Annotated in this window: 17 protein-coding genes; 1 reads left to right on the forward strand and 16 read right to left on the reverse strand. The window is 61.8% G+C overall.

Features of this window, described 5'->3' with window-relative positions; genetic code table 11:
- Nucleotides 1–12: 12 nt before the first annotated feature.
- From bcor_RS06025 to bcor_RS06045, 5 genes are all read right to left on the reverse strand, one after another.
- Complete coding sequence (locus tag bcor_RS06025) at nt 13–2,808, reverse strand: family 78 glycoside hydrolase catalytic domain (RefSeq protein ID WP_051875721.1); 2,796 nt, start codon at nt 2,806–2,808, stop codon at nt 13–15.
- A gap of 9 nt (nt 2,809–2,817) precedes the next feature.
- Entirely contained in the window at nt 2,818–3,708 is an 891-nt protein-coding gene (locus bcor_RS06030; RefSeq protein WP_148301992.1) for a YesL family protein, read from the reverse strand.
- 57 nt (nt 3,709–3,765) lie between these two features.
- The gene (locus bcor_RS06035) at nt 3,766–4,665 is read right to left on the reverse strand and encodes a carbohydrate ABC transporter permease (protein ID WP_033490705.1); all 900 of its coding nucleotides are present in this window, start codon (nt 4,663–4,665) and stop codon (nt 3,766–3,768) included.
- Nucleotides 4,666–4,669: 4 nt separating this feature from the next.
- Nucleotides 4,670–5,659, reverse strand: coding sequence for a carbohydrate ABC transporter permease (locus bcor_RS06040; protein ID WP_033490706.1), 990 nt, complete (start codon nt 5,657–5,659; stop codon nt 4,670–4,672).
- 157 nt (nt 5,660–5,816) lie between these two features.
- Nucleotides 5,817–7,169 carry an ABC transporter substrate-binding protein gene (locus tag bcor_RS06045; RefSeq protein WP_033490707.1) on the reverse strand — a complete coding sequence of 451 codons (1,353 nt, stop codon included), beginning with the start codon at nt 7,167–7,169 and terminating at the stop codon, nt 5,817–5,819.
- 279 nt (nt 7,170–7,448) lie between these two features.
- Between bcor_RS06045 and bcor_RS06050 the strand changes: the two genes are divergently transcribed.
- On the forward strand, nt 7,449–8,729 hold the full coding sequence (locus bcor_RS06050) for a substrate-binding domain-containing protein (protein WP_081870379.1): 1,281 nt from the start codon (nt 7,449–7,451) through the stop codon (nt 8,727–8,729).
- Between the two features lies 1 nt (nt 8,730).
- On the opposite strand, the gene mtnN is transcribed toward bcor_RS06050, so the two are convergent.
- From mtnN to bcor_RS06105, 11 genes are all read right to left on the reverse strand, one after another.
- Nucleotides 8,731–9,459, reverse strand: coding sequence for a 5'-methylthioadenosine/S-adenosylhomocysteine nucleosidase (gene mtnN / locus bcor_RS06055; protein ID WP_051875722.1), 729 nt, complete (start codon nt 9,457–9,459; stop codon nt 8,731–8,733).
- 85 nt (nt 9,460–9,544) lie between these two features.
- Nucleotides 9,545–10,747: a 3-deoxy-7-phosphoheptulonate synthase gene (locus bcor_RS06060; RefSeq protein ID WP_051875817.1), complete on the reverse strand. Its 1,203-nt coding sequence runs from the start codon at nt 10,745–10,747 to the stop codon at nt 9,545–9,547.
- Between the two features lie 43 nt (nt 10,748–10,790).
- Nucleotides 10,791–11,954: a 3-deoxy-7-phosphoheptulonate synthase gene (locus bcor_RS06065; protein WP_033490710.1), complete on the reverse strand. Its 1,164-nt coding sequence runs from the start codon at nt 11,952–11,954 to the stop codon at nt 10,791–10,793.
- Nucleotides 11,955–12,082: 128 nt separating this feature from the next.
- Nucleotides 12,083–13,447 (reverse strand): C1 family peptidase, encoded by a 1,365-nt coding sequence (locus bcor_RS06070; protein WP_033490711.1) that lies wholly within the window; start codon nt 13,445–13,447, stop codon nt 12,083–12,085.
- Between the two features lie 147 nt (nt 13,448–13,594).
- The gene (locus bcor_RS07315) at nt 13,595–14,689 is read right to left on the reverse strand and encodes a CPBP family intramembrane glutamic endopeptidase (protein ID WP_081870381.1); all 1,095 of its coding nucleotides are present in this window, start codon (nt 14,687–14,689) and stop codon (nt 13,595–13,597) included.
- Between the two features lie 149 nt (nt 14,690–14,838).
- Nucleotides 14,839–16,509, reverse strand: coding sequence for a coiled-coil domain-containing protein (locus bcor_RS06080; RefSeq protein ID WP_179943875.1), 1,671 nt, complete (start codon nt 16,507–16,509; stop codon nt 14,839–14,841).
- Nucleotides 16,510–16,670: 161 nt separating this feature from the next.
- Nucleotides 16,671–17,369, reverse strand: a complete 699-nt coding sequence (locus bcor_RS06085; protein ID WP_033497584.1) for a pyroglutamyl-peptidase I — start codon at nt 17,367–17,369, stop codon at nt 16,671–16,673.
- 40 nt (nt 17,370–17,409) lie between these two features.
- Entirely contained in the window at nt 17,410–18,189 is a 780-nt protein-coding gene (locus bcor_RS06090; RefSeq protein ID WP_051875724.1) for an IspD/TarI family cytidylyltransferase, read from the reverse strand.
- A 70-nt stretch (nt 18,190–18,259) separates the two neighbouring features.
- Nucleotides 18,260–19,243 (reverse strand): purine nucleoside phosphorylase YfiH/LACC1 family protein, encoded by a 984-nt coding sequence (locus bcor_RS06095; protein ID WP_051875725.1) that lies wholly within the window; start codon nt 19,241–19,243, stop codon nt 18,260–18,262.
- Nucleotides 19,244–19,317: 74 nt separating this feature from the next.
- Nucleotides 19,318–20,184, reverse strand: coding sequence for an aldo/keto reductase (locus tag bcor_RS06100; RefSeq protein WP_081870420.1), 867 nt, complete (start codon nt 20,182–20,184; stop codon nt 19,318–19,320).
- Between the two features lie 150 nt (nt 20,185–20,334).
- Nucleotides 20,335–23,148, reverse strand: coding sequence for a polyribonucleotide nucleotidyltransferase (locus tag bcor_RS06105; protein WP_033497582.1), 2,814 nt, complete (start codon nt 23,146–23,148; stop codon nt 20,335–20,337).
- Between the last annotated feature and the right edge of the window lie 23 nt (nt 23,149–23,171).

Here is a 23,171-nt window from a genome sequence, read left to right on the forward strand (position 1 = left end):
GGGTGGACCAGGTCAAGTCAAGGGCGAGCAGGCACTGACCGTATGGGCTCCCGCCCCCAGCGGCTCCAGGGGAAGGGAACCCCTCGGGCATACGGTGCGGCCAAGCACCATTCCATCCCCCTCGGCCTTGACCACCGTATCGACCCCATCAACGGTGACGGCGACCTCCTGCCCCGCGCCGACCCCAATCATCGGGGGAAGAACCAGATGGGCACGGCACCCCTGCGGCAGATCGAGTTCCATTCGGATGCCGGAGAGGCTGGTCCGACCACCAGCGGTCCGTACCGGTCCTGAAGTCCGGTAACCCACCGACAGGTCACCCCTGGGCAGGGGCAGGACCACAGCCGCCTGTTCAAGATCACCGGGTTGCGGGATGCAGGCGAGGGAGCGGCACCCAGGCTCCAAGGGACGAATTCCCATCAGGCCAGAGGGCAGGAGGTAGACAGGCGATGCGGCCCAGGGGTGGGAGTAGGTGGTATTGGGCTTAAGACAGGGATCCCAGGCCTCCATGGTTCCACCACTGCCCTGATCGAGCATGTGATTCCATGTCCGTAAGCCTGTGGTTGCACTGATCAGAGCAGTGGCATCCGCCCCCAGGCCCGACCGGTAAAGGCCATCCAGATAGACGGCCGCCACGTAAACGCTGCACGCCATACCCCGACCGCGCAGGAAGTCCCCCACCCGTTCGATTCTCCCCCTGGGTGGTTCCGCAAAGGCCAGGGCGAAGGCCGAGGCGTGGAGGGAGTGGTGGGCCAGGGGACGTCCGGAGGGTCCGTGATCCAGTCCATCCCAGTAGGCACCGGCAGAGGGGTCATAGAGACGATCGTTGATGGCGGCACGCATCCTGGAGGCCACGCGGGCAAAGAGGACGGCATCACCATGGCGGCCCAGGGCCTTGGCCATATCGGCCATATCGGCGAAGGCACGGGAGGATAGGGCATTGACCACCGTATTGACCCTGCCGAAGAGATACCCGTCACGCTCGCTCTCAGGCCAGTCGACCAGATCCCCGTCCATTTGGCTTGACCGGCCCGGTTCCTTGACCACCAGGCCGCTCTCCCGGTCGAGGTACCTGAAGGGCAGGAGACTACAGAGCCGCCGGTATCGACTGCGCATCTGACCGAGGTCGCCGGTCGACATCCAGGCATCGTGCACGGCCAGGATGGAATACAGGGGCCACTCGGTGGGCCAGGTTCGATTTCCCACCAGATAATCCACCGTGTAGCGGCCGATGGACGGGGCGTCATCCAGGGCCTGATGAGCCCGCTGCTGAATCCAAGCATCTGCCTCATAGGGAGCCCGCTCCCTGGTCCAAGAGTCCACATATATGTTGGCATTGAGTCTCGTGACGGTGTCCCGCCCCAATTTCCAGACCCTGTCAAGGACAGGCCGGGAGGATCGGAAGTCGGCATGGGTGTCAATCGCCGGTGTCAGAAGAGCGGCGGCCTCCACCTGCCCGGCGGCGACGGCCGAGACCAGCTCTTCCCAAGCCTGCCCCGACTCCTCACAGACCAGCTCCGCATACCGGAAGACGCGAATCCCCCAGGTCTCGGCCGCATTCTCCCCCGCCTCCATCCGCCAGCGATCCTCATACACATTGCCTGCGGAGAGCTGGTATCTGACCCGGTCATCGTCCTGAACAACCTCCCCATACCGGATCAGAAGATCCATACCACCCGAAAGGGTCGCCCGCAACCGTATACCCCCCATCACCACGGAGCCGAAATCCAGAAGCACGCTTTTCGGCGTGGTGCGGCGGATATTCTTCGGATGCAGGTAGGAGGTCTGCAAAGAATCAACAGGTGAAGCCAGGCAGTGGTCGAATGGCTCCTTCACCCTGGCGGGCGGCCAGTCCCTGTCGTCGAAGCCGGCCGCCGAAAGACCCCCGGGATAGAACGACAGGTCGATATCCTCGGCAGGAGCCCGGTAGTACCTGGTACCGATGGAGGCGCTGTCCGGGAAGGCGGCACCACCCGGCAGGGCCTTCCAGGAGGCGTCCGTGCCGTAGTGCTCCACCTGTCCGTCTTCGAAACAGACATCGAGCTGGGCGGCGAACCTCTGATCCGACGTTGCATAGGCGATGACGCCGATGAAGTTGTCTCCGCCCGGCTGCAGGATCCCGCCTACGTCATACCCGTCGTAGCGGGCCTCGTCGCCCAGGGGGAAGACCGGTCCACACCCCTGGAAGGCACCGTTCATCCAGAGTCGGTAGACGAATTGCCTGGCCGGCCTGGTCGACGAGGCCGTGGCGTTCAGGGTCGCCCACCGTACCGGTTTGGCAGGCAATGCGACCACGCCACGCAGAAAGGCCCAACCCCAAGCGTTTCCACCTTCGTTCTGGGTCCGGTTCTGGGCCTGGGGGGATTCGTCTCTCTCGGTCCAGATGGCCTGGGCCGACCATCTGGAACCGGGGCCGGTTCCGAGGGTGGCGGCCCTGGACCGAAACACCACCTGCTCCTGGGCATCCAGCAGTTCCACCCTCAGCCAGTACCGCTCCGAGGGTCCCATGGGAACCTCAGGCAGTGCAGCCCCGTTGAGTTCGTCAATCGGACGGATGCCGCTCTCCCAGGTAAAAACGGAATCTCGGGAAAAGCCGTTCCCCATGTCGGGATTCGGCCTGTCGGCCACGATGACCCGTGCCGAGCAAGCGGAATCATCCGCAGCCAACATGGGGTCAAGGCGCCATCTGACCCGGGGAACCTCATAGGGTTCCAAGGCAACCGGGCTCACCCGGTCATTGACAAGAATCCGAATTCGACCGTCAGGTACCGGGGCGGCCCCGCCTCCATGATTCGAATCTGACAGCATGATGCCCCTCTACTGCCGGTAGTCGGACAAGGGAGAGAAGGACGGGGACCCGGAACCCTGCCGGTACATGGACTCGATTACGGGGTCTCGGCTTTCCTTGGCCATCTGCAGGAAGAAGGGCTGCGCCTGCCAACGGGCGGCCGCCCAAATCAGATACCAGATCAGCCCGGTACCCAGGAGGGCAACCAGAATCGGCGACCTGAGCAATCCCCAGACATATCCGGCGAGAGCCAGGATGGAGACCAGCAACATGTAGAAACGCCTGACCGAAAGGAGTAGGGCGTTGACCAGGAGGCGCCGAATTACGGCCTTGGGATACTCCACGACCAGAACCAGGGAGACGAAGGCCGTCTGCACCAGAAGGACCAGGCAGACCACAATCAAAGGCCAGAGCAGCCCTCCCCATGAGACCACCGCGGCAATCTGCAGATCATATACCAGGGCGAAGGCGATGATGCCAAGAGGAAGCCACGCCATCCAGGAACGGACGGCCAGTCGGGCGTACGCCTTGAAGTAATAGGTGAAGAACCCTGATGTAACCGACTGGTCCACGTATGGCCGGGCAATCCAATCGGGCAACTTCCGCCCCTCCTCTTCCATGGTCTCCAGAACATGAAACCGGATGGCCGTGGAGGACGAGGCCAGACCGGGATGATCCCGGAAAACCGCAAAGAGTGCCGCCAGCCCAGGCGCACTCAGGACACAGGCCAGAATGCAGGCAGGGTAATACTCCGGACTCTGCATGAACACCAGGACCAGAACCAGGGGGAGCATGCCGATGAGGGTGCAGAACCCCGAACCCAGTACAACCGCAACGGAATTGGTCACCCCCAGGAGGGCACGCATGGCATGCCCCTTCGAACCTGCGGTCTCACTGTCACGGTTATCACGAACGCTCACGCCATGCCCCAATCTCTGGTCCGCCCTTGCTTGATTCGCTGTCTCCGCGTATGAAGCTCAGCCCTTCATGCCGGAAGTGGCGATACCGGCTATGAACTGTTTCTGCCCAAGGAGGAAGACAATCAGGATGGGCAGGACCGAAATGACCGAACCCGTCATGATCATTGCGAAATCAGCGTTGTACTGGGAAATGAAGAGCTTCAGACCCAGCTGGATCGTATAGAGCTTCTGGGAGCGCAGGTAGATCAGCGGACCCATGTAGTCGTTCCAGGTGTTGGTGAAGGTGATGATGGCCAGGGCCGCCAGGGATGGGCCGGACAGGGGCAGGACGACCCTCCAGTAGATGCCGAACTCACTCAGACCATCCAGTCTGGCCGCTTCGGACAAGTCCTCGGGTATGGTGTCGTAGAACTGTTTCATCATGAAGACACCGAAGGCTCCGAAGGCCTGCAGAAGGATGATGGACCACCTGGTATCGGAGAGGCCGACGGCTGAGACCAGCTTGAACTGCGGAATCATGTAGGCCTGCCAGGGCACCGCCATGGTGGCGATGTAAATCAAGAAAAGAGTGGTGCGCCCTCTGAAGGGAATCTTCGAAAAACCATAGGCCGCGAAGGACCCGGTAAAGACCTGCAGGAGGGTCACAATCACAGCGAAGAAAACGGTGTTGAGCAACCAGGTCGTCATATCCGACTTGGTCCAGATGGTTGCGTAGTTCTCCCAATGCCAGACCGATGGGAACCATTTGATGGGAATGGCATACACCTCGTTGTTGGGCTTCAGTGAGGAAAGCACCATCCAGAAGAAGGGCAGAAGGACGAAGGCCGAGACGACGACCATGGACAGATACCCGATGATGGTCCCGGCGATCTTGGCCGGAGAGGCCTTCTTCCTGTTCCAGGGAATCTCCTCGACGGCAGGCGAGGCAAGGGCCGAAGACACTGTGTTGGTGGACATGGTCTCAGTCCTCCTTCAGGTTGTTGTACCAGAACTGAATCAGTGTGACCACCATGCAGATGGCCAAAAGAACCAGGGAGACGGCCGAGGCGTAACCGAAGTCGCCACGCTCGAAGGCCACACGGTAGATGTACTGGGCCAGCACCAGGGTGCTGGTGCCGGGACCGCCATCGGTCATGACCAGTGTCAGATCGAGAATCTTGAAGGATCCGATGGTCAGGGTGATCATGACGAAGAAGAGCGTGGGGCGCATCATGGGGACGGTCACGTGCCAGAAGCGTTGCCATCCGCTGGTACCGTCAAGCTCGGCCGCCTCATAAAGCTCGGAGGGAATGGTCTGCAACCCAGCCAGAAGCAGGATCATATAATAGCCGACCTCACGCCAGGTGCCCACAATGATGACGGCGGGCATGGCCCAGGCCGTCGAACCCAACCACCCGGGAGGGTTGCTGATGAACAGCCTGAGGAAGGAATTTATGGGGCCGGACTTGGGGTCGAAGAGCATGCCCCATACCTGCGCAGCAGCCACCAGGGAGGTGATGTAAGGGAAGAATGCCACCGTCCTGAAGAAGGCTCGACCACGCAGCTTGGAATTGAGCAGGACAGCCAGGGCGAAGGCCAGAATCAGGGTCAGGGGGATGTGGACTATCGAGTAGTAGAAGGTGTTCCATACCGAGGTCATGAAAATCTTGTCATGGGAGAGCCTGACCCAATTCTTTACCCCGTTGAAGACGGGTTTGCCGAAGGCCGACCACTTGGTGAAGGCTATATAGAAAAGGGTCAATGTGGGCAGGAGGGTCAGGCAGATGAAGCCGATGAAGTTCGGTGAAATGAAAATCAGTCCATTGCGCAGATTCCTTCGTGAAATCGCCTTGGCGTTGAACCTGCCCTGTCTGGATTTTGGGGCTCGCCGCCCATCGCCGGGTCCCTGGGACCCGGTTTTGCGATCCGCAACCGCCTGTCGGCTGCCGATTACTCCGGTTTCTTCCGTCATCTGTCCCTGCTCCTTACTGCCGTCACCGTGTCATGGGTTTGAAAATCACCTGCCACGCTCATTCCATCCGTGCCCTCACCAGGCCAAACCACAAGGCCGATGGCGGGGAGACTCCAGGGCCTGTTGCTTCCCCGGAGCCTCCCCACCACCGCGGGCGCTACTCGTCCAATACGCCCTGATCCTTGACGTTCTGCCTTGCTTCCTTAAGCCCATCGGACGGGGATTTTGCCCCGGTCATAATCGATGAGTGGGTGTCCTTGAGGATGGAGTTGATGGTGTCGGATGCGGCACTTACCGGGACTTCCATCTTCCTGTCGTGCTTGCTCCAGGCATCCTTGGAGGCCTGGTCAGAGGCCATGCCCTCAGGAGAGAAGAAGGTCTCGGTCACCTTGTCGTCGATGTAGGCCGGAGTGGTGGAGATCTTGGCCAACTCGACGGCTCCGCCCTGGCCGACGGCCCACTTGACGAACTCCTTGGCTGCGGCCAGTTTCTGCCCGGAAATCTTGGAGGAGATTGCCAGACTGGTGGGGCTGCCATAGGTAATCGGGGTCGAAGGCAGCTTCTTGTCAGGGTTCTGCGGAGCAGGGGCCATGCCCCAGCTGAACTTATCGGCCTCGCCTGTCTGCTGCTGATTCACCAGGACGGCGGCATACCAGGTGCCCATAGGCATCATGGCAGCCTTCTGAGTACCGAACTGCGGCTGATACTGGACCTTGTTGGTAAAGGAGGTGTTCCAGTCGATCGTGTACTTCTCGTCCTGCCACTCCAAGGCCCTCTTGTAGTAGGGCTCCATGTAGGAGAAATCGCCTTTGAGGAAGGTGTCGTCCGCCGACTTGCCGGACTGGGCCAGAGCGAAGGACTGCACGACGGACTGCCAGTTGTGCATGTACATGGGGTAGACGCTGTTGCCGTCATAGCCCGCCTCCGGGAGCTTCTCCTTGAGTTCCTTGGCGGCCTTGGTGTAATCGTCCCAGGTCCACTTGGCGCTGGGCTCCTCCACCCCGGCCTTGTGGAACATGTCCTTGTTGTAGAAGAGCACCCAGGTATCGCTGCGATACGGCAGGGCAAAGTACTTGCCATCGTGGTCGTACCCGTTCAGGTCGATGTGCTTGTCGCCCTGGAAACCCTTGGCGATGTCGGAGATGTCCGCCAGACCCTGGGAGTCCGCATAGGTGACATACTTGACCATGGTCTTGACGGGGAATACATCGGGCTGGGCGCCCGACGAAATGTCAGCGGTCAGCTGCTTGTCGTAATCGTCTGCGGAATACTGCTTGATGTTGATTGTCACATTGGGATGGGCCTTGTGGAACCCATCGGCCAGTGTCTTGAATTCGGGGGTCATGTCGAGTGACCAACCCGCAAGGGAGATGGTGGTTTTGGCGTTCTCGTCGAAGCCAGCGCCGCTCTTGTCGGAGGCATCCGTGCCGGATCCCCCACCACAACCGGCCAAGAGCATGGCGGCCGCTGATGCTACAGCCAAGGCCTTGCATGCTGAATTGAACTTCATTGTTTTTCCTTTCCTTCGGCTACACCGCCGAGGAATCAGGCGAGCACTGCCCACCGGTTCCTTACTGCTATCAAATGACCGTAAATATAACGGAAAGAACACTCCCCATTGATTTAGCATCACTTCCAACAGTTGTTTTTAAGTATATGGGCGACAAAAGTGCCTCTATTGGTTTGTTGCAGTTTGTTTCAGTTAGTTACCGGGTGTACTCTCACATGTAGGAGAACTCTCCCAGAAGAGGACGGCGTATTGCCGATTCCATAGGGTGGGTATACAGACATGACCAAACACAGCGACGTGCAACAAGACAACCCGGGGAATCAACCAGGCCTGCCTACGCCGCCACCCCAGGGTTGGCTGCCGGCCCAGCGCCGGGACATGATTCTGAACCTCCTCCTCCGCGATGACGTGGTCAGGGTGCCCGACCTTGCCCGGATGATGTCGACTACGGAAATCACCATCCGGCGGGACCTGGATGCACTCAGCAAGGCCGGTCTCATCAGGCGGGTCCGCGGAGGTGCGCTCTCACTCAATTCCACGGAAGCCGCACCAGAGGCAGAGGAAAAACCGATACGGGAAGGACCCGGCGCCTCGGTGGGAGGAGCATCGACCCACTCCATGCTGGAGAGCAATCCTGATAACGATCTGTATAGCGTTGGATCGCTCATGTCGGTCTCTTCCGGAGCCCCCGCCATCGGCTCCGGCCAGACCAGCCGGGGAACCATCGGTGTGGTGCTCCCCGAGCCCAGCTTCTTCTGGCCTGCGGTGACCGAGCACATCAGGCAGATTGCGCGGGACCTGTACAACATGGATATTGTGGCCAGGGAGACCTCCTACGAGGACTACCCGGAAACCGGCATCCTGGACGAACTGTCCAAGACGGATCATCTGCGCGGCATCATCGTGGCGCCCAGCATCAACCCGGCAATCGCCGAGGCCACCTGGCGGTGGCTGGCCGACTCCCCCCTCCCCGTCACCGTACTGGAGCGCGAACCCCCACTCTGGAGCGACCACTTCATCGATTCCGTCCATACCAACCATCCCGTAGGTGTGCGCAAGGCGCTGCTCCACTTCAGGGACCACGGTCATACCCGTATAGGGCTGGCTCTGGGGTACACCCCCACCTCCGGTGATATAGAACTGGGCTGGCGTCTCATGATGCAGGACCGGGAAGACACGATGGAAGAGGCCTTCCTCCTGACCGGACGAGAGGCCTATGAAGCCGATGACGTCAATGACATTGCCGACGCCATCATCCGCACAGGGGCCACAGCGGTCCTGGTCCATCCCGACTACCTATCGATTGCCGTGGCCCAGGCACTGCAACAGCGCGGCAAACATGTGCCCCAGGATGTCTCCCTGATCTCCATCGACGGGTATACCACACCCAGCACCAGGCCCCTGACCGTATTGAGATCATCCGAGTTCGATCTGGCCCAGTCCGCCCTGCGCCTCCTGACCAAGCGGATGGGCGACAGGACGCGGCAGACCGAGCACGTATACATCGACCCCCGGCTGATAGACCGGGGGTCGGTGACCCGTCCGCATCGCAAATCCTGACTCAGAGGCCCTTGGCTATGTTCAGGACCAGCCTGGCAGCCGTGTCCGCATACTCCGAGATGTCGAAATCCCTGAAGACCTCATAGTCGGTATCGGCATTATCGCTCAGTGCACGAATCACCAGTGCCGGCACATGGTTACGGGCAGCCACATGGCAGACAGCGGCCCCCTCCATCTCCACGGCATCGGCTCCGGTCGCCTCCTTGACCTGGGCGATCTTTTCAGCCGAATCAACGAAGTAGTTCCCGGTGGCGATGGTGCCGACCAGGTGTTTGATTCCCATCGTATCGAGTGTCCGCTGGGCCAGATCCAGGAGGTGGGGATCGGAATGGAACTCATCCATCCCGGGAGCGAACTGGGCCACCATCCGCATATCGGTGTCCAGGTACCGCAGGGTTCCCCCCAGGACCACGTCATTGATGTGCAGGTCCTTGTTGAGGTTGCCGGCAATGCCGGAGAAGATGACGGCATCCGGACGATAGGTGTCCATCAGGTACTGGGTAGTAGCCGCGATGTTGACCGTGCCCATTCCGCCGACGGTCGCCACGACCTGGATGGGGCCCGAGGCACCCTGCAGACTCCCCCTGACCACGTCCAGGCTGGCCTGGCCCGACCGTTCATCATGGATCGGATCCTCCAACCCCTTGGCAATCAGGGCCACCTCTTCATCCATGGCACCAATGATTGCGACCACCTGGTCGCGACCCTGCCGCTGGTTCTCTTCGCTCATCCTGGGTCTCCTCACCGCTACACGACTGTCTCTGCCCGTCCAGCCTACAGCAAGACGGTCCGCAGGGGCCGCCTTGTATGACTTCTCAGCCCTGTCGGCTGCGTCGTTCATCCACCGCCCGGGCCAGGCGCCTGAGCAGGGTCTCGGTGTCAGGCCAGGAGATGCACCGGTCCGTAACGGACTGCCCATACACCAGCTGGTCCAGTGGGGCCGCAGGCTGGTTGCCCCCCTTGATGAAACTCTCGGCCATCAGCCCGGTGATGCCCTCTTCCCCGGCGGCAATGCGGTCGGTCAGCTCTTCAATCACACCAATCTGACGATGTTCGTCCTTGCCTGAGTTGCCATGCGATGCATCGATAATCAGACCGTGGGTGGCCGCACTGTCGGCAGGCATCTTCCGACGGCTCGCTCCCAGGGCCAGCCGGACCGATTCCTTGTCATAGTTCGGTCCGTGCTTGGACCCTCGCAGGACCAGGTGGCAGTCGGGGTTGCCCAGGGTCTCCACGGCCGCGGCCTGCCCCTCGTGGTCGATGCCGAAGAAGGTGTGCCGCTGGGCCGCTGCATAGCAGGAATCAACGGCAACATCCACGCTGCCGTCGGTGGCGTTCTTGAAACCGATGGGCATGGACATGCCTGAAGCCAGTTGACGGTGCACCTGGCTCTCGGTGTTCCTGGCCCCTATGGCTCCCCAACTCACCGCATCTGCGATGTACTGGGGCGACGTGGGTTCCAGGAACTCCGTAGCTGCGGGCAGACCGGCCCCGAGGACACCCAAGAGCGTCTTCCTGGCCAGGAGTAGTCCCTTCTGAATGTGATGGGACCCGTCCAGATCGGGGTCGTTGATCAGCCCCTTCCAGCCGATGGTGGTCCTGGGCTTCTCGAAGTAGACCCGCATGACGATCAGAAGACGGTCGGAGAGCTCGTTCTTCATGGCTGCCAAGCGCCTGGCATAGTCCAGGGCGGCCTTGGGGTCGTGAATGGAGCAGGGACCGATGATGACCAGGAAACGGTCGTCCTCGCCCTGAAGGCAGGCTCTGATCTCCTGTCTGGAACGGATGACCAGGTTCCTGGCGTCCCGATCCAGGGGGTACCTGGTCAGGACCTCGGCAGGTGAGGGCAATCTGTCCAGCTCAAAGACGCGACGATTGACGATGCGCCCGATGCCGACCTCATCCTCCCACCGGGGCACGGCCCCGGACTTGAGGGGATCCACCCCCTCAGCAATGGCCTTGTGGAGGAGCTCCACCTCGTATGCCTTGCGCGGTTTACGCAGAGGTGGATCCTGCAACCCGTTGAGTGAATCCGCGGGAGTTTCCCTTGTTTCCCTGTCCTTACCGCTCACGATGCACGCCACCTTCCCGGGACGAACGGCGGCGGTCGATGGCATCAGCCAGGGTATGCAGAAGCTCCTCGGTCCTGTCCCAGGCGATGCAGGCATCGGTCACGGACTTGCCGAAGACCAGCTGGTTCAATGGGGCGGGATCCTGCCGACCGCCTTCGATGAAACTCTCCATCATGATGCCCAGGATGCCGCGTTCTCCCCCGCCGATGCGGGCAGCCAGATCCTCGACCACTCCGACCTCCCGATCCGGGTCCTTGCCGCAGTTGCCGTGGGCGGCGTCAACCATAAGTCCGGGGCAGGCATCGGGACCTGCCTTGGACTTGGCCAGCTCTTCCAGGGCCTGGCGAATCGAATCCCGATCATAGTTGGGGCCCTTGGAGGACCCCCGCATAATCAGATGGCAGTCCGGGTTCCCCTTGGTCTCAGCCGAAATGACATGCCCGTCCAGGTTGATGGAGAGGAAATGGTGGTCAAAAGCGGCGGCATAGCAAGAGTCCGCGGCCACATCCACATTCCCGTCCGTGGAATTCTTGAAGCCGATTGGCATGGACATGCCCGAGGCGAGCTCGCGATGGACCTGGCTTTCCGTGTTCCTGGCCCCTATGGCCCCCCAGCTCACCGCATCACAGAGATACTGCGGGGTGATGGGGTCCAGCCACTCGGTGGCCGCGGGAACACCGGCGGACAGTACGTCGGTCAAGACCTTCCGCGCCTGCCAGATGCCTTTTCGTATATCGAAGGAGCCATCCAGGTCGGGGTCGTTGATGAGACCCTTCCATCCCACTGTGGTACGCGGCTTCTCGAAGTAGACCCGCATGACGATGACCAGACGGTCATTGAGCTCCCGATTCACTGCCGCCAGACGTCGGGCATACTCCTGGGCCGCCTTGGGGTCATGAATGGAGCAGGGCCCCACAATCACCAGGAGCCGGTCGTCACGGCCATGGAGAACATCCTTGATGGCCTGGCGCGACTCAAGTACCAACCTCGTCTGTTCGGCATTCAGGGGCAGGGATTTGATGAAGTGACGCGGAGCCGGGATGGGATCAAGCTGGCTGATGTTGACATCGACGGTCTCTGGATAGACGGCCTCATCCCCCAGCCTGTGCCTCTCCTTGTCCTGACCGCTACCAGGCCCCTTGATCACTGCCATCGCGTTCTCCTCCCCGACCACATATCGGGCTTCTCTCTATTGGTCACACTGTACCCGGGCAGGTACGAATCCGCCGCCCCCATGTCCCTATGTGGGCAGGAAGGCGGCGGATGCCGTTCTCTATCGGCTCAGGCCAGGGCGCCCATCGGATCCCAGGCCGGCAGCATGAGGGCCGGCTGGTCGAAGGCCTTGCGGTACTCCTCAGGCAGCATGGACTTGGGTACGGCCACCTCGTACACGTACTCGGTGAACCAGTCATCACTCATCGTGAAGTAGCCCTTGTTGGCGATATCGCCACCCCAGGAGTTCTCGACCCTCCACCGGTTGGTGGTGGTGCCGTCGTCGGCCACATCGACACCCACGAAGGCCATGGCGTGGTTCTGGGCGGAATCGCCGAAGCGCACGCGCTCCTCCTTGTCCATGTCGAAGTCCACATCGTAGACCCGGCCGTACTCGAAGAGGTCGGTGGCCCACTGTCCGGCCTTGCGGTCCATCATCGGATGGCAGTCGGCACCGAACCAGACCGGCAGACCCTGCTCGGCCATGAGCCTGCGAGCGCAGTCCTTCATGAAGTCCATGGGCACGTTCAGGTACTCGGTGGGGTCGCCACCGGCCACGTTGCCCAGATGCTCGATACCGATCTTGGTCCCCTTGGGGTGTTCGCGGCGGGGATCGTCGACCAGGCAGACGTAGTCCTCGAGCCCGGCATCGACGTACTTCTTCCAGAACTCCTGGGGGGTGATCCGTCCATCGCGGTGGAAGACACCGTCCTTGTCGGTCCACTCCCAGTCGAAGCTGGTGGGCGGGGTGCCCAGGTGGATGGTCAGGATGCGGTGCCCGGCCTGGGTGGTCTCGGCGATGATCTGATCAATCTTGGAGGGGTCAGCCACCATATGGGCCACGGCCTGATGGAGGAGACGACGCAGCTGGTGATCCATCTCTCCCGTGTTCTGGGAGGAGGCGGTCTCCGGGTAGAACTGCTTGGGGACGGCACCGTACTTCTTGTAGATGTTCATGGCCATGATCCACTGGCCGCCATCTCCCATGACATCACCCAGGAGGAACTGCATGAGCTGGGAATCGGTCGGCTCCCCGGCACGGACCAGGGCGGCCATGTCGCGGAGGAAGTAGTTGACCCGCTCAAGCTTGTCGTAGTACATGGCGTAGTTCTGCGAGAACTCGAAGTCGCCCATGGGGTTGGCCGGGCTGGAGGCATCGATGTTCAGGGCCTTGCGTGCCACGAACCGGGCCACATTCAGGGAGCTGAAGAGCCAGCAGCGACCGGAGTGGGCCTGGGAGGTCACCTTGCCGTTGTCGACACTGACGGAGAAGCGGTGCTGGACCAGACGGGACCGGTCATAGTTGTGGGCCACCTGGTCGATGCCGGCCTGGGTGACGGCGTTCATGGCGATACGGTTGGCCTCGCGCTGGTCGAAGGCGGTGCCCAGGTCGTTCAACTGCGACTGATCAAGGGGTGTCAATGCTGATGTCATACGGGGTATCCCTGATTCCTTTCATCGATATGTGCGTTCACCACTTTCCAGCATAGTGGGAAGCCTGCATGACAGGACCGGTCAGCCCAGGCCGAAATCCGGTCCACCTCCTGATTCGGCCCGGACTCAGGCAGGAACGACCGGGGATCATGCCATGGAGAAGCGTTGTGCCGCACTGACCAGGGCCAGGAGAACGAGGAGAATCAGTCCAAGGGCCAACCAGCCCTTATAGGTTCCCTTCGCTGCGCGGTGGGTCCTGACATATTCGACCAGGGGGCGCCTCCAGATGAGGAGGACGACCAGACCGGCGACCAGACCGAATATTGCGATAATCCGGTTGACCATACCCACCGTTGGTGTCGGGAGAGCCTGGGTCAGCCACATCACTCCGTCCGCCAGAATCAGGTTATTGGCAACGTGGAGAATGATGGACCAGGTCAGGGAGTACTCCATGGCCACATAGCCCAGGAGGAGTCCCAGGAGGAAGGTGAAGACACCCTGGGTCAGGTCGCCATGCATACAGGCGAAGATGAAAGCCGAGGTGACGATGGCAAAGGTTCGCCCATAGGACTTAAGCCTGGCCATGACCACGCCGCGAAGGAGGAGCTCTTCGACGATCGGGACCAGTATGGCCGTGTCGAGCGGGGCCCAGATGCCGAACTGGGTGGCCTCTATCTGGGCTGTGGTGGACCTGTAGACCAACCCCAGTGCATGCGAACCCCGGTCGACCAGACCGGTCAGTCCGGTCTCCAGGCTCCCGAAGAAGATCATCAGGATGAAGGCACCCACCAGGAAGAGGACCCCCGGCGCCTTGGATGAATGGTAGCCAACGCCACCCTCCCGCCTGCCGGTCACCTCGTCGAACCTGGTGGCAAGGAGGAAGAGGAACAGGAGCACTTCACTGATTGCATCATTGAGCCCGGGAACACCGGCAGTCCCCAGGAATCGCGAAACCTGCGGAAGGTTCAGAACGAAGATGATCAGGTTGGCCAGAATCAGATAGACCAGGGCATAGAACCCCTGCTCGTTGACGGCTCTCCTGACCCGGGTGATCCAGGAACCGGAACCGACCTGACCTGCTGACCGGGCCGACGTTTCCGGCCGGAACTCCGCTCCCGACCGATACCGTCTCCCCGAATGCCGATACGCACCCGATTGAGACCCGCCACCCGACTCGGACCATCCATCAGAATGGACCGACTCCTTCCCGGATGAATCGTCCTGCACTGGCCCCCTGCTCATTTCGCCCCACCTCTCTTGCCTGTAGTACCACTGACTCTATGCCTGGAACAGGGTGTGGGACCGCAGCGAAACCCGGACCCGGTAAAAGAAAACCGGCCCGGCAGGAATCCCTCCTGCCGGGCCGGTCGAAAAGCCGTCTCCCCAGTTCCTTACCGGTCAACCCCGGAAGATGGACCTGCTTGCGAAATCGGAGGAATCACGGTTGTTTCCTGGTCATCGATACTCGGGGATGAGGCCGTTACAGACGGCAAGCCGTCAGTCACCCCGTCGCCTTCAAGGACAGCGTCGGAGTCGCCCTCGTGTCCGTTTTCTACAGTCGTTGCCCCATCCGTCACCTGGGACGGAATCGGCACTTCGGCGGAATCGTCGACGGACTGGACCTCCGGCCTCGTCTCGGGAGTGACGGTAGCCGACTCATTGCCTCCCATCGGTTCCGTTACAGACTGGGCGACAGGGGTGACCGGATCCATCACCGGCGGTTCAACCGTCTCCACCGGCACCGCATTGACCACGGGCACACTTGGAGCCGGGGTGTCATCCCGGTCCCGGATGGCATCTTCATCGTGGAATCCGTCGAACTGGCCGAAGGACTTGGCAAAGATGGACCGGAGCTCATCCACACGGGCCGTAATGGCGGCTTCACGATGCTGGAGCTTGGTTATCTGCTCCTTAAGGCCGTCCAGCTCGGACTGCGCCGCCTCACGGCGCTTCTCCACCTCGGCCCGGGCCCGCTCCTTGCCTTCTTCCAAAATCTCGGCGGCCTTCCGCTCGGACTCCTCCCGCTTGAAGGAGGCGAAGGAGTCGGCATCCTTCCGGGCGGCCTTGGCCTGTTCTATCAGTTCCTGGGATTCCCTCTCGGTCTGCTCGCGCCGGTCTTCCAGGCTCTTCAACAGGGCACTCACCTTGGCTGTGGCCTCATCCTGCTGGTTGGAGATATCGGCACGAATCTGCTCGGCCTCGGACTGGACCTTCGCCATGGTCTGGGCGCTGGTCACGTTGGCCTCATCAACGATTCGTTGGGCTTCCGCCTTGGCCTTGTCGGTAATCTCCCCGGCCTGGCGACGGGCACCATTCAGGGTCTGGGAGACCTGCTCACGCACATCGGCCAGCTTCTTGTTAGCCTCGGCCAGGGCCTGTTGAATCTGGTCGTTGGCCTCGGCCTTGAGCTTGGACATCTCCTGGTCGTTCTTCCGGCGCTTGTCGGCAATCTCCTCGGTTGCCGCAGCCTTCGCATCGGCCAGCTCACGCTCATGGGCGGCCTTCTCCGTCGCAAGGCGCTTCTCATGCTCCTCGCGAGAGTTCTGCAGCTCCAGGTCCAGAGCCTGCCTGCGCTCCGCGATCACCCTGGCAGATGAGGACTTGTCCTGCTCCGTCTGCTGCTTGGCCGTGGTGGCCACGGTCCGTGCCTCGTCATTGGCGGCTTCGATGATGGCCTTGGCCTTGGCTTCGGCATCATCCACAATGTGCTGGGCGTCGATTTTGGCCTCATTGACCAGTGTCGTGGCCTTCTCCTGGGCAGAGGTCCTGGTGGAAGCAGCATCCTGCTTGGCCCGGTTCAGCAGCTCGGTGCTGGTCTGTTCGGCCGAGGCCAGGAGCTGCTGGGCATTGGCTCCCAGGGAGGCGAAGGAGTTTCCCGCAGGGACTGCGGCCTTGCGGGCCTTGACCTCCTGAAGCTCAGCCTCAAGCTTCAGTATGCGGTCATCATCAGCTTTGATTTGCTGACGGAGGCGGCCAAGGTTCTCTCGCGAGACCGCCAGGGCCTGGTCGACCCGTTCCTTGTCATACCCGCGCAGAACCACCGGAAACTGATCTTCGGCCATGGATTCACTCCTCTTTGCCACCAAAACGTACCTGCACCCGCCCAGGCTGAAGCCAAGGGCGGACCCTTTTGACTTTACTCTGTTCCGGCCGCATTCCGTGCATGGTCGGCGCCGCATTCACTGCAGGCTTGGCTCTTTCGCCAAGGACATCGATCCTGTGGTCAGGCGATAAGGATGGGACTGGACGAGGGCTGGCGATAGTACCGCACGGTCTCCCTCACCACCTCCTGGACGGCCCGGATCTGCTGTTCGATGGGCAGACCCAGCCCCTGGCGGTCGTTTTCATTGGCCAGGGGCAGACTGACGAACCCGGCCAGCACTTCCGGATGCTTGGTGGCCCACCCCAGCAGGTTGTAGAAAAGGGCGTTGCAGACGTAGGTACCGGCATCCGAGCTCAGCGTGGCGGGAATCCCGCAGTGGCCGAATTCCTGAAGGATGGCACGGAGGGGAAGCCGGGTCCAATAGGCGGCAGGCCCATCCGGATCGACGGGCTCGGTAAGCCCATGTCCGCTTCCCTCCTGGCGGGCACGGTCATCGCCAACCGCCTTGACGTTGACCGCACACCTCTCCATGGATATGCCACGGGCGTGACGTTTCAATCCGGTGGAGATGACCAGGTCGGGCTCCACCCGCTCAATGGCCTGGTGGAGTATGGGCCACGCCTTGGCAAAGCTGACGGGCAGGGTGACGGCCGTGATGTCCAGATCCACTCCCAGAAGGGGATCCTCCAGCCGGGTGCCACCTCGGTTCAGCCCACCCACGCCACGGTCCACCAGGGCCTGGGGAACCAGATAGGAGGGGTTGACATCAACCCCCTGATAACGGTCGTATCCGGTGACGATGACCTTGATCTGCTCCATGCCATCCATGGTACACAGGTCGGGTAGGGTTGGTCTCCCCTCACTTCCCTTGGAAGGAGCGTGCCATCCACTCGGCGATGGGGATATCCGAGGCAAGGGTGATCTTGAGGTTGGTCTCACTGCCGGCTACGATGGCCACCGGCACGTCAGGCAGGTAGTCCACCACCACGCGGGTGTCATCGGTCGGATGGAACTCAGGATCGCTGGCAGCCTTGGCATAGGCGAGGCGGAGGGTATCGAAACGGAAGGCCTGTGGGGTCTGTGCGCGGAACATATCAGCCCGGTCCGGCACGTCACGGACCACCTTGCGGTCACCCAGGTCGTGAGCATAGAGGATCGTATCGGTCGAGGGGACTGCAACCGTCACGGCCTTGAAACCGTCCAGGGCCTCGATGCACCCCGTAATGGACTCCTGGCTGACGAAGGGACGGACCGCATCGTGAATCAGCACCTTGGCATCGCTCGGTATACCGGCCTCGGCCAGGGTTTGCAGGGCGGCCTCTGTGCTGTCAGCACGCTCCGCACCCCCCGTGATGACCATCCGGACCTTGGGGTAGGCATTTTCGGCCACAATCGCTTCAATCGGCGAGCGCACCTTGTCATTGACAACCAGCAGGATATCGGTGACGCCCGGATTGGCCTCAAAGGCCTCGATGGACCAGGCCACTATCGGCTTGCCGCCCACCTTGAACAGCTGCTTGGGATTGTCTGTATCGAATCGAACGCCCAGACCCGCGGCCAAAATCACTGCCACGACCGGTGCGGAGGATCGGGGGGCATCCGCACGCACTCCATCCTCAGGTTCTCTTATCTCGCTCATAGTCACACGCTATCGGCCCTTGTGGATGAAATCAGCGGGGATAGAATTTCTGCACTGAACTTATGCACGCTCAGCCTTCGCGCATGATCAAGGCCAGCATTCGGCCCTCGTCCCCGGTACCTGCCAGGACGGATCGGCGGTGCGAGAACCAGAGTGGATTCTCAACCGTGCAGAGCCAATGCCCCGCCTGGTCGACACGGATGTCGCGGGCCTGCTTGGCCCCATCGTCCATCTTGCGAATGGCTTCCAATTCCTGGTCGTCCTTCAGATAGTGGGTGGCGGCGGCCACGCGCGGACCGGAATCGACCACCACGGAAACACCGGCCTCCTGAAGATCCATCCGGGCCGCCATGGCGATATCGATGGATGCCCCTCCGAACCGGCTCACCCCTGCCGTACCGGGAAAGCGCTGATCGAAGGAGTGGGCAAGTTCCTCGTCGACCTGATAGCAATCCGGGCAGATGCAGGGACCCAGGGTGGCCACGATCCTGTTCCGGACCGCCCCCTTGGACACCATGCCATCCACCACCGAGGCGATGACCCCGGCCATCAGCCCCTTCCTCCCACAATGGGCTGCGCCGATGACGCCTGCCTCCGGGTCGGCAAGAAGGACGGGCAGGCAGTCGGCTGCGAACACACCCAGTGCCTGGTCGGTACGGGTTGTCACCTGGGCATCGCCAGGAGAGGCTTCCATGCCGGCATCGAGGGGGTTCGGTCCATCCGCATCCACGACCTGGGCCGAATGGACCTGGGAGACCAGGCGAAGCGGCTTCCCCAGCTCCCGGACCAGGCCACGGCGGTTCGCTTCCACCGCAGCGGGATCGTCATTGCCCTTGGACCCCAGGTTGAGCGATGCATAGCCGCCTCGCGAGACTCCACCCAGACGGGTGGTGTACACCACCTTGACACCCGGTGCCAGGTTGACGGGTATGGTGACCGGGATGGGTGCCCCGTCCACATCATGGGTGGCAATGGCTGAGCTGTCTACCACCTCGTGGGTATCGGACCACTGATCGGCCGTTTCGAACCCGGGTTCCACCGCCCCTTTGGTCATACTGGATTCACTCCTTTTATCGTCATCCAAACCGTTTGGAGGCTTGGAAACCAACACCGGATTTGAAGACCGGACTACCCCAGAACCGCCAGCTCCTCTGGGCTCAGCTCAAGCCGGGCCGCCGTCAGGGAATCCACGATGGTGGACGCCCTATGGGCCCCCGGAATGACGAACACATGCTCACTCTTTGCCAGTTCCCAGGCGAGGACCACTGACTGGTAGGACACACCCCGGTCCTCGGCCACCTTGCGGAAGGGATCGTATTTTGTTTCATCCTTGGCCTTGCGGAAGCCACCCAGGGGGCTCCAGCAGACGAAGGCCAGCCCCAGGCCAGAGACGTACTCCAGCTCATCCCTGCTGGAGGTGAACGTGGGAGAGAACTGGTTCTGGACGGCAACCAGATCTCCACCCATCACTTCCCTGGCCATATCAATCTGCTCACGGTTGGCGTTGGAGACGCCCAGTGTCCGGGCCACACCCTCCTGAACCAGGGATTCCATGGCCTCCAGGGATTCGCGGTAGGGCACCTGGGGATCGGGACGGTGGAAGTAAAGAAGGTCGATGGTGTCGACACCCAGCGCCTGGGCCGATTCCTTGGCATGCCTGATCAGGCTCTCGGGGCGGCCATCGACAGCCCAGGTGGGCTTACCATCGGTGAAGTTACGGTAGTGCCCCACCTTGGTTGCCACCAGGACCTCCTCACGGGGTCCCTTCCAGGATTCCAGAGCTGCACGGACAAGCCGCTCGTTGGTTTGCTCCGGGCCGCCCGACTCATAGTAGGCCCAGGCCGTATCCAGCTGTCGGCATCCTGCGTCAAGAGCGGTATGGATGGTCTCGATTCCGGTCTGCTCATCGGGCTTCCCCTCTATGGAAAGACCCATGCAGCCCAGACCGACCGACGTGGTCGTAAAAGGCCCCAGTGCTCTCATCGATGATGCCATCATCCACTCCTCGGTATTGCTTGAATATGATGTTCCGTTTTCCTGTCCAGACGATTCTAACGCCCCGACCATGGAAAAGGGCCCCGCCCGGAGGCGGGACCCTAAGGCGATTAGCCCTCGGAAGGGCTCAGCGACCTGTAGTCGCCTGTATCAGTCCTCGCTGTCGAAGGGATCGAAGTCCCTGCGAACCCGACGGCGGGGACGCTCGGAGCGCTCTTCGCGGTCGGCACGGTACTCGTCGTAATGCTCATCGGCGGCATAGCGGGGGTTCTCCCTGCGGCCACGGTATCCACCACGACCCGAGGAACGGTGCTCACGACGACCGGAGCGCTCACCGCCACGGTCTCCGCGATCTCCACGGTCGGAACGCTCACGGCGATCGGAGTGGCGGCGTCCGGAACGCTCACCACGCTCCTCCTCGTCATCACGCCCGGTGCGGCGGCGACGGTCATAACGGGAGGCACCATCCTCGTCCTCCGACCAGTCGTCACCCTCGAATCCACCGTCACGGCGGGGACGGCGGCGACGGGGGGCTTCCCCGCGGTCGTCCTCGTCGAAGTAACGGTCCTCACGCTCGGGCCTGGAGGCCCTGCGCGACGGGTACCGGTCGTCATCTTCGCGCTCGGGGCGCTCGACGTGGTCATGATGATCGCGACGTTCGCGACGCTCACCGCGGTCGGAACGCTCACGGCGCTCGCCCCTGTCGGAGCGGCCTCCACGATCGCGACGGCCACCGCGGTCCCGACCTGCACCGGACTCCTGGTCCTCAAATCCTGGAACGGCCAGAGAGATCTTACCGCGGTCGTCCACTCCCTGGACGATGACCTCGACGGTATCGCCCTCCTTGAGCACGTCCTCTACGGCATCGATGCGCTCACCATTGGCCAGGTTGCGAATCTGCGAGATGTGCAGAAGGCCATCCGTGCCCGGGGTCAGATTGACAAAGGCGCCAAAGCTGGTCGTCTTCACGACCTTGCCGTTGAAGGTCTCGCCCGCCTCGGGAACGTGCGGGTTGGCGATCTGGTCGATGACCTCCTTGGCCTTGGCCGCTGCCTCGCCACCCTCGGAGGCGATGTAGACCGTACCGTCGTCCTCGATGGAGACATCGGCACCGGTATCCTCCTGGATCTGGTTGATCATCTTGCCCTTGGGCCCGATGACCTCGCCGATCTTGTCAACAGGAACCTTGGTGGTGATGATCCGCGGTGCGTAGGGGCTCATCTCAGCCGGACCGTCGATGCACTCGTCAATCACGTCCAGGATGGTGGCGCGGGCCTCCTTGGCCTGCTGCAGGGCAGCGGCTAGGATATCGGCGGGAATGCCGTCCAGCTTGGTGTCCAGCTGGAGGGAGGTGATGAACTCGGAGGTGCCAGCAACCTTGAAGTCCATGTCGCCGAAGGCATCCTCGGCGCCCAGGATATCGGTCAGGGTCTTGTAGGTGGGCCTGCCGTCCACCTCACCGGTGACCAGACCCATGGCGATGCCTGCGACCGGGGCCTTCAGGGGCACGCCGGCGGCCAGCATGGACATGGTGGAGGCGCAGACCGAACCCATGGATGTCGATCCGTTGGAACCGAGGGCCTCGGAGACCTGGCGGATGGCATAGGGGAAGTCATCACGGCTGGGCAGGACCGGGATCAAGGCACGCTCGGCCAGGTTGCCGTGGCCCACCTCGCGACGCTTGGGGGAACCCACACGGCCGGTCTCACCGGTCGAATAGGGCGGCATCTCGTAATTGTGCATGTAGCGCTTGGTGGAGGGACCCGACAGGGCGTCGATGGTCTGCTCCATCTTGAGCATGTTCAGGGTGGTGACACCCAGGATCTGGGTTTCGCCGCGCTGGAACAGGGCCGAACCGTGCACCCGGGGCACCACGTCCACCTCGGCGGACAGGGTACGGATATCGCGCAGGCCGCGGCCGTCGATGCGGTAATCCTGGGTCAGGATACGGCGACGGACGATCTGGCGCTGGAGCTCCTTGAAGGCGTTGCCCAGCTCCTTCTCCTTCTCGGCCTCATCCATCTCGACGAACTCATTGGCCAGGACCTCACGGACCTTCTCCTTGATTTCATGGATGCGGTCCTGACGGGGCAGCTTCTCCGCGATGGAGAGGGCCTCATCCAGGTCAGCGTGGGCAATCTGATCGATACGGGTGTAGAGCTCTTCGGTGTATTCGGGGAAGAGCTGGAACTCCTTGGTGGGCTTGGCCGCCTTGGCCTTGAGCTCACCCTGTGCCTCGCACAGGACCTTGATGAAGGGCTTGGCGGCTTCCAGACCCTGGGCCACGACCTCCTCATCAGGCTTGATCTGGCCCTCGTCATAGATAAGGGTCCAGGCGTTCTTGCCGGCGCCAGCTTCGATCATGGCGATGGCGACATCGCCGTCCTCGACCACACGACCGGCCACAACCAGCTCGAAGACCGCGCGCTCACGCTCGCTCCAGCGGGGGAAGGCCACCCACTGGCCGTCGATGAGGGCCAGGCGCAGACCCGAGACCGGCCCCTCGAAGGGCAGCCCGGAAATGAGGGTCGAGGCGGATGCGGCGTTCAAAGCCAACACATCGTATGAATCCTCGGGGTTGAGGGCCAGGATGGTCTCAACAACCTGGACCTCGTTACGCAGAGTATGCGGGAAGAGGGGGCGCAGGGGACGGTCAATCAACCGGCAGGCCAGGATGGCCTCAGTCGAGGGACGACCTTCACGACGGAAGAAGGAGCCGGGAATCTTGCCTGCGGCGTACATCTTCTCTTCCACATCGACGGTGAGCGGGAAGAAGTCGTAGTTCTCCTTGGGGCTGGATCCGGCGGTGGTGGTCGACAGGACCATCGAATCGTCATCGAGGTAGGCGGCAACTGCCCCATCCGCCTGCTGGGCGAGACGACCCGTCTCGAAGCGCACCGTGCGCCTGCCATATGAACCATTGTCAATCGTGGCTTCTACAGCCGTGATTTCGGGACCCTCCATAGGGTTCCTCCTTTGTTTACTTC

The organism is Bifidobacterium coryneforme (assembly GCF_000737865.1).
GTDB classification, from domain to species: domain Bacteria; phylum Actinomycetota; class Actinomycetes; order Actinomycetales; family Bifidobacteriaceae; genus Bombiscardovia; species Bombiscardovia coryneformis.